Origin of the sequence: Butyricicoccus sp. AM78-15b2TA, assembly GCF_027665985.1 — a bacterium.
GTDB lineage: Bacteria > Bacillota > Clostridia > Oscillospirales > Butyricicoccaceae > Agathobaculum > Agathobaculum butyriciproducens.
Genome location: NZ_JAQEHY010000012.1, coordinates 94,467 through 101,292 on the forward strand (window position 1 = coordinate 94,467; position 6,826 = coordinate 101,292).

Here is a 6,826-nt window from a genome sequence, read left to right on the forward strand (position 1 = left end):
AAAATCAAATCTCAATCACCGAGAATCCCGACGCTTTCTTGATGCGGTTCGCCACCGCAAGACCGAGTCCTTCATCCGATGGGCACTGCGCCCAAATCTGCGTTACGCTGGTATCATCGAACGCCCGCAGGCGGTCGAATACCTCGCGCGCCTGTGCACCGAGATCGTCCCTCGAGCCGAAGCACTCCACAATGCAGTTCGGGAACATATCCTTGTACTCATCAAAGCACAGCACACCGGTTGCGTCACCGATACGCTCCGCGATGTACTTCGCCGTGTCCTGCGGGTTGCCGCGCACGACCGTTACAGGCGCTTTCGGCGCGTAATGCCGGTATTTCATGCCGGGCGCCGACACCTTCACGTCATCCCCGATCTTCTCGTACAGCGCGCGGTCAACATCCACCTCACCGAGCACCGAGCGCAGCTGTTCGAGCGTGATGCCGCCCGGGCGCAGCAGACGCGGACGCTCGAGCGCGAGTGTGATTACCGTGCTCTCCACGCCGACGCCGCACGCGCCGCCGTCCAATACAGCCGCAATCTTGCCGTCCATATCATGCATGACGTGCGCCGCCGTGGTCGTGGACGGTCTGCCGGACGTATTCGCGGACGGAGCCGCCAGTGGTACGCCGCTCTCCCGAATCAGCGCACGCGCCATCGGGTGCGACGGCAGGCGGATGCCCACTGTGTCCAGTCCGCACGAAACCTCGTCCGGAATGCAGTCGCCCTTGGGCACGATCATGGTCAGCGGACCCGGCCAGAACGCCTCGGCAAGCTGCTTTGCCTGCGGCGGAACCGCCGGACACAGGTCGTAAATCCGGTCAAAGTCCGCGATGTGGACGATCAGCGGGTTATCCTGCGGACGGCCTTTCGCCAGAAAAATTTTCTTTACCGCCTCGCCGTTCAGCGCATTCGCCGCAAGGCCGTACACGGTTTCGGTCGGCATGCCGACGACCTCGCCCGCTCGAATGAGTTCTGCGGCGGTTTTTACCGCGTTTTCGTCGGTTTCCGATGTCAAAAGAGTTGTTTTCATCAGTTTACACTTCCATTTATGATATCAATGGTCTTTTTCTTCCACTTTGGTGACGATGCCGTTTTCCAGTGTCAGGTCGAGCGTTACCTCATCAAACGGCTGTGCAATGAGGTATGAAAGGCAGGTATCGGTGTCTGTATAGTCCGGCGTGCCGAGCAGCTCGCGCACCGCAGCCGCGCTCATGCCGACAAGTTCGGTGCTGTTCTGCAGGTCGCTGACCATGAAATGCCGCTGTGCCGGTGCGGTTTTCGCCCAGTTTTCCGCAGAAAACGTCTTTGGCACGCCGATACCGAGGTCAAAATAACGGTTTGCGTTCCAGATGCCGTTTCCCACAAGCAGCATCGCTAGCACGCACGATATGCACCAGTGTACCTTCTTCGTCCTGCCCCGAAACAGCTGTACGCTCGCCGCAAGAAACACGGCGATTCCCAGAACAAGTAAAATCACACCACTTCTTAACATGAAAATCCTCCTTTTATTATAAGGGTCTGTGACCCTTGTTTCCCACCAAAGAGAGGTTTATCGGACATTCACCATGCTATACTCCAATTATAAAAGAAAGGAGTGCTTCGCATGGCAAAGAACAAGAACATTTTCGTCACGATCACCGGTTTTCAGCACTATTACGGACGTGAGCCGTTCCAGATCGGCAATCTCATCCGCTGTGCCAAGGAGCCGAGCAATCCGTACGACAGCGATGCCATCCGCGCGTTTCTGCCGTACATCGGCAAGGTCGGCTACATTGCCAACAGCCCGCAGACCAAGGCCGGCGGCACGGAAAGCGCATCGCGCATTTATGAGCGCGTGCCCAAGCGGTTTTACGTCCGCGTGCTGTTCACCACCTGCACGAAAATTATATGCCGCGTAGAGTTCGGTGATATGTCCGATCTGAATGCTGAGTTGGAGAGCCAGACCGAGGACAAGTGGGACGATTGGGACGATGAGGATGACGAAATCCAGTTCTAAGGCAATACCGCATAATTGAACAAGAGTGATTTGCGAGTAAATTTTGCGTACTGGCGAGGCACAGTTTTGCGGTAATACTCGATGTATTACCGTGAAACTGCAACAAAGTCAGGACACAAAATTTCCGCAAAGCACCGCAGCTTTAATTGTGCGGTGTTGCCCCAAGGTTACATTTCGCTCTGCTCCTTCAGCTTTTCCGCTGTGTCAGCCGCGATGAGCGCGTCTAAAATCTCGTCCATATCGCCGTTCAGGAACTGATCCAGCTTGTAGATGGTCAGCTTAATGCGGTGATCGGACACGCGATTCTCCGGGAAATTGTAGGTGCGGATGCGCTCCGAGCGGTCGCCAGTGCCGACCTGGCTTTTTCGGTCGGCGGCGATGGCCGCACGCTGTTTTTCCACCTCGGCCTCGTACAGCCGCGAACGCAGAACAGACAGCGCCTTGTCCTTGTTTTTGTGCTGGCTGCGCTCGTCCTGACACTCGACGACCGTGTTGGTCGGGATATGCGTCACGCGGATGGCGGACGAGGTCTTGTTAATGTGCTGACCTCCCGCGCCGGAGGCGCGGAACGTGTCGATGCGTAAATCCTTCGGGTCGATATAGAAGTCGAGTTCCTCCGCTTCGGGAAGGACAGCCACGGTGGTTGTCGAGGTGTGCACACGGCCCTGACTTTCGGTCTCGGGCACACGCTGCACGCGGTGTACGCCGCTCTCGAACTTGAGCCGCGAGTACACCTTATCGCCTGCCACGCGGAACACGATCTCCTTGTAGCCGCCCAGCTCGGTCTCGGATTTGTTCATGACCTCGGTCTGCCAGCCGCGCTTGTCGGCGTACATCGTGTACATGCGGTAGAGGTCAGCGGCAAACAGCGCGCTTTCCTCGCCGCCTGCACCGCCGCGAATCTCAACGTAGATATTCTTCTCGTCGTTCGGGTCCTTGGGCAGCAGCAGGATTTTCAGTTCGTCCTCCAGGCGGGCAATGTCGCTTTTCGCCTGCTGCAGCTCCTCCTGCGCCAGCTCCTTCATGTCCGGGTCGGACAGCATTTCGGTCGCGTCCGCGAGTGTGCGCTGTGCCTGCTCGTATTCGCGGAACGCGGTGACGATCGGCTCGAGCTCGTTGCGCTCGCGCAGCAGCTTGGCCGCCCGGTCGGGGTCGTCGTATAAATCCGGCGCAGAAAGCCGCATTTCCAGCTCGTCCAGCCGCGCCGCTAAGACTTTCAGTTTTTCAAACATATTCTATCTCCAAATCGTGTGAAGCACGGAAAATTCATCAAAATTGCGTTTACCAGCGTCCGGTGAATATCAAGCCCATGATGGAGCAGTATTCGCGGCACCTTACCGCCATCCACTGCCCCGGATACGGCGTTTTCGCAGGAACGCCTGCGTCACCCAGACCGGCATGCGCCAGCAGGCGGCGTGCACGGGCAAGATGATAATCATTTGTAATTACGGCAACCGCTGCGCCCTCGGGCAGCAGCTTTTTTGCGTTGGCGATATTCTGGATGGTCGTGCTCGACTTGTCCTCCAGGATCAGCCGTTCTGCGTCTGCACCGTGCGCGATCATGTAATCCTGCATGGCTGCAGCTTCGGTGCACGGCTCATCGCCGCCCTGACCGCCGCACAGAATGGCCTGACTGCCCGGATTGACGTTCAGCACTGCAATTGCCGTATCGCATCGTGCCGCCAGAGCCGCCGACGGCTGCCCGTTCGGATTGACGAGCGCACCCAGCACCAGATAGTAATCCGCCTGCGGCGCAGCTGACGGGTCATCCTCGTCGAATGCTATGCCGATCACAAACACCTGCACCGCCGCAAACGACAGCACGAACAATGCAAACAGTACGCGTCCCACGCGCGACAAAATGCGGCACGCCTTATGCTTTTCGCGTCCGCAAAGCATCAGCCATTCCCCCATACAGCCGATGGCAAGCGCTAACAGGAAAATACCGCCGAACCGCGACGGCTTCCAGAACAGCTGCGGCGCGCCGATGATGGCAAACAGCACCGCAAGCCCTATCCATACCCTTTTTTCTTTCATTGCAGTTCCTCCAGCTCGGCCGCAACGGCTTCCCATTCGTCCATTTTTGCGGCGAGTTTTTCATCGCAGGCTTCCTTTTCGGTCATCAGCTCGAGCAGCTTGCCGGAATCCGATGCCGCGTCCACCATCTGCTGTTCGAGGTCGGACGACTGGGTTTCCAGCTGCGAAATCTCGCGCTCGAGCGTGTTCAGCAGCTTCTGCAGATTCTTGGTGCCGCCGGTGCGCTTTGGCTTCTCAGGCGGCTTGGGCACATCGTCCAGCGTCGGCACAGCGGCCTTTTTCTTCTTGGGCGCCGGTGCAGGAGCCGCTTCCGGCAGTGCGCCGCCGCCCTTGGCTCGCCAGTCAAGGAACGCGCTGTACGAGCCGATAAAATCGGTCAGGTGACCGTTTTCGAGATACAGCACGCGGGTTGCAAAGCGCTCGACGAAGTAGCGGTCATGCGAAACAAACAGCAGCGTGCCGTCGAACGCCTCAACCGCCTCCTCAATCCACTCGCGGGATGCAAGATCAAGGTGGTTGGTCGGCTCATCGAGGATGAGCAGATTGAGCGGATCGTACATCAGTTCACACAGGCGCAAACGGCTTTTCTCACCGCCGGACAGCATATCCACGGTTTTCAGTTGGGTTTCACCGGTAAACTGGAACGAACCGAGCCGGTTTCGCGCCACCTGCATGGACACGTTCTTGTCGTAGATGAGCGTGTCGATGAGGTTGCGGTGCGGATTGGCAAAATACACCTGCTGCGGCAGGTACGCCGGCTTGAGTCCAACGCCCTTGCGGATTACACCGCCATCCGGCACTTCCTCGCCAAGCAGGATTTTCAGCATGGTGGTCTTTCCGGCGCCGTTTGCACCAAGCAGCGCGACGCGCTCACGGTTGCGGATGTTGAACGATACGTTATGCAATATTTCTCGTCCGTCATAACTCTTTGTAATATCACGAACCTTGAGCACTTCCTCAGTCTCGTAGTTCGGGTCGCCAAACGTGACGGTCATTTTTTTGTCGGTCTTGGGCCGGTCAGTGACCTTCATACGCGCAATGCGCTTCTCGATGGACGCGGCACGCTTTGCCAGATGCTCGGTGCCGTGCTCGTGCATGGAACGCGCAGTCGCCTCCAGACGCTTTTTCTCTGCCAGCTCGTGCTCGTGGTGCTTGAGCTGCTCCTCACGGCGGCGCTCACGCTCAACTGCATAATACGAGTAGTTGCCGTTGTAGAAATCGCAGGTGCAATCGTGGATTTCAATCACGCGGTCGCAGCACTGGTCGATAAACCAGCGGTCATGCGAGATAATGAGCACGGTGCCGCGGTAATTCTCGAGGTAATTGCCCAGCCAGTCCACAGCGTCCATGTCGAGGTGGTTGGTCGGCTCATCGAGCAGCAGCACATCGGTCTGCTCGAGAATGATGCGGGCGAGGTTAATGCGCGTTTTTTCGCCGCCGGAGAGCAGGTCAAACTTCTGCGAACGCATTTCCTGCGCGATTTCGAGACCGTTGCACACGCGGTTGATCTCGTAATCGCGGTTGTAGCCGCCGAGGATTTCCAACCGCGTTTCCAGCTGCGCGTAGCGCTTGAGCAGCGATGCGTCATCCGGCTTGCGCGTCATTTCGTCGGTCAGCGCGTCCATTGCTGCCGCAACTTCGTCGGACTCCTTGAACGCCAGACGGAGAATGTCCTCCACGGTCGATTCCGGCGGAAAATCCGGCATCTGATCAATGACACCTGCGGTTCGTCCCTGTCCGAACGCAACGTGTCCGCCGTCATACGACAGTCTGCCGGTCAAAATATTGAGTAAAGTGGTCTTTCCGGCGCCGTTTGCGCCTAAAATAGCAACCTTTTCGCCCGGCTGAATGTCGAAGGAAATGTCCTTCAGGATCAGGCGGTCGCCATAATATTTGGTCAGGTTTTGTACGGTAATATCTGCCACGGAGAGAACTCCTTTCAATGCACTTTTATTCAGTTTATATTATAGCACAATGTGCCCCATAATAGGAGAGAAAACCTGCATAATTTGCAGATTTTTGCGCGGTTTTCTCTGCCCGAAAACGCAAAAAAGCTGTCTCAAAAGACAGCTTTTTATGGAAATTCAGAGCAGCAGCGGCAGCAGTTCCTCCGCGCGGTCGACTACATGCTTCGCGCCTGCATCCTCCAGCTCCTCTCGGCCGCCAAAGCCGAACGTCACGCCGATGCAGTCAATACCGCATTGCTTCGCACCTTCCACATCGTGCAGGCGGTCACCGACCAGTACAGCCTGTGACAGATCCTGCACCTGCAAACGGTCAAGCGCCTGCTGTGTGACCTGTGCCTTTGTGCCGATTGTGCCATCCAGCGTTGCACCGGAAACCACGGTGAAATACTGCGCAATATCAAAGTATTTGACGATTTTATCAATGAAAAACGCCGGTTTGGACGATGCGGTAGACAGAGTCTTTCCGGCGTCCGTCAGGGTCTTCAGCAACTCCGGAATTCCGTTGTAGAGCATGTTCTCCTTCCAACCGATCACGCCGAATCGCTCACGGTAGAACTCGATTGCCTGCTTTGCCTCGGCGTCATCGAAGCCGTAGCTGCGGCGGAATTCGTCGTACAGCGGCGGACCGATAAAGCGCTCCAGCGGCTTGAGCTCCGGCTCGTGGATGCCCATTTTATCCAGCGCATACTGCACCGATTTGGTGATGCCCTCGCGGGAATCGGTGAGCGTACCGTCTAAATCAAATAAAATATACTGATACATCGGCGTTTTCCTCTCAGTAGTATAGAAAAAGCAGCAACTTTCGTTGCTGCTTAGATGTAGGCGT

Annotated in this window: 7 protein-coding genes; 1 reads left to right on the forward strand and 6 read right to left on the reverse strand. The window is 56.8% G+C overall.

The features are described 5' to 3' along the window. Positions 1-4: 4 nt before the first annotated feature. Both PGS25_RS11480 and PGS25_RS11485 read right to left on the reverse strand, forming a co-directional pair. Positions 5-1,030: an L-threonylcarbamoyladenylate synthase gene (locus PGS25_RS11480; RefSeq protein WP_270418770.1), complete on the reverse strand. Its 1,026-nt coding sequence runs from the start codon at positions 1,028-1,030 to the stop codon at positions 5-7. Positions 1,031-1,054: 24 nt separating this feature from the next. Then, positions 1,055-1,492, reverse strand: coding sequence for an outer membrane protein assembly factor BamE (locus tag PGS25_RS11485; RefSeq protein ID WP_147356935.1), 438 nt, complete (start codon positions 1,490-1,492; stop codon positions 1,055-1,057). A 111-nt stretch (positions 1,493-1,603) separates the two neighbouring features. Here PGS25_RS11485 and PGS25_RS11490 point away from each other — a divergent pair, with 111 nt between their 5' ends. Continuing rightward, positions 1,604-1,996 carry an HIRAN domain-containing protein gene (locus tag PGS25_RS11490; protein ID WP_118481051.1) on the forward strand — a complete coding sequence of 131 codons (393 nt, stop codon included), beginning with the start codon at positions 1,604-1,606 and terminating at the stop codon, positions 1,994-1,996. A 167-nt stretch (positions 1,997-2,163) separates the two neighbouring features. On the opposite strand, the gene prfA is transcribed toward PGS25_RS11490, so the two are convergent. From prfA to PGS25_RS11510, 4 genes are all read right to left on the reverse strand, one after another. Then, the gene (gene prfA, locus PGS25_RS11495) at positions 2,164-3,228 is read right to left on the reverse strand and encodes a peptide chain release factor 1 (protein WP_118286051.1); all 1,065 of its coding nucleotides are present in this window, start codon (positions 3,226-3,228) and stop codon (positions 2,164-2,166) included. A gap of 49 nt (positions 3,229-3,277) precedes the next feature. Then, positions 3,278-4,033 carry a YdcF family protein gene (locus PGS25_RS11500; RefSeq protein ID WP_270418773.1) on the reverse strand — a complete coding sequence of 252 codons (756 nt, stop codon included), beginning with the start codon at positions 4,031-4,033 and terminating at the stop codon, positions 3,278-3,280. Continuing rightward, positions 4,030-5,958 (reverse strand): ribosomal protection-like ABC-F family protein, encoded by a 1,929-nt coding sequence (gene abc-f, locus PGS25_RS11505; protein ID WP_195386964.1) that lies wholly within the window; start codon positions 5,956-5,958, stop codon positions 4,030-4,032. The genes PGS25_RS11500 and abc-f overlap by 4 nt, the downstream gene beginning before the upstream one ends. 159 nt (positions 5,959-6,117) lie before the next feature. After that, on the reverse strand, positions 6,118-6,826 hold a 709-nt coding region (locus PGS25_RS11510), incomplete at its 5' end, for an HAD family hydrolase (protein ID WP_330426319.1).

Coding starts and splice junctions, on each gene's coding strand:
- PGS25_RS11480 (WP_270418770.1), bottom strand. CDS start 1,030: ATGAAAACAACTCTTTTGACATCGGAAACCGACGAAAACGCGGTAAAA.
- PGS25_RS11500 (WP_270418773.1), bottom strand. CDS start 4,033: ATGAAAGAAAAAAGGGTATGGATAGGGCTTGCGGTGCTGTTTGCCATC.
- PGS25_RS11485 (WP_147356935.1), bottom strand. CDS start 1,492: ATGTTAAGAAGTGGTGTGATTTTACTTGTTCTGGGAATCGCCGTGTTT.
- PGS25_RS11490 (WP_118481051.1), top strand. CDS start 1,604: ATGGCAAAGAACAAGAACATTTTCGTCACGATCACCGGTTTTCAGCAC.
- prfA (WP_118286051.1), bottom strand. CDS start 3,228: ATGTTTGAAAAACTGAAAGTCTTAGCGGCGCGGCTGGACGAGCTGGAA.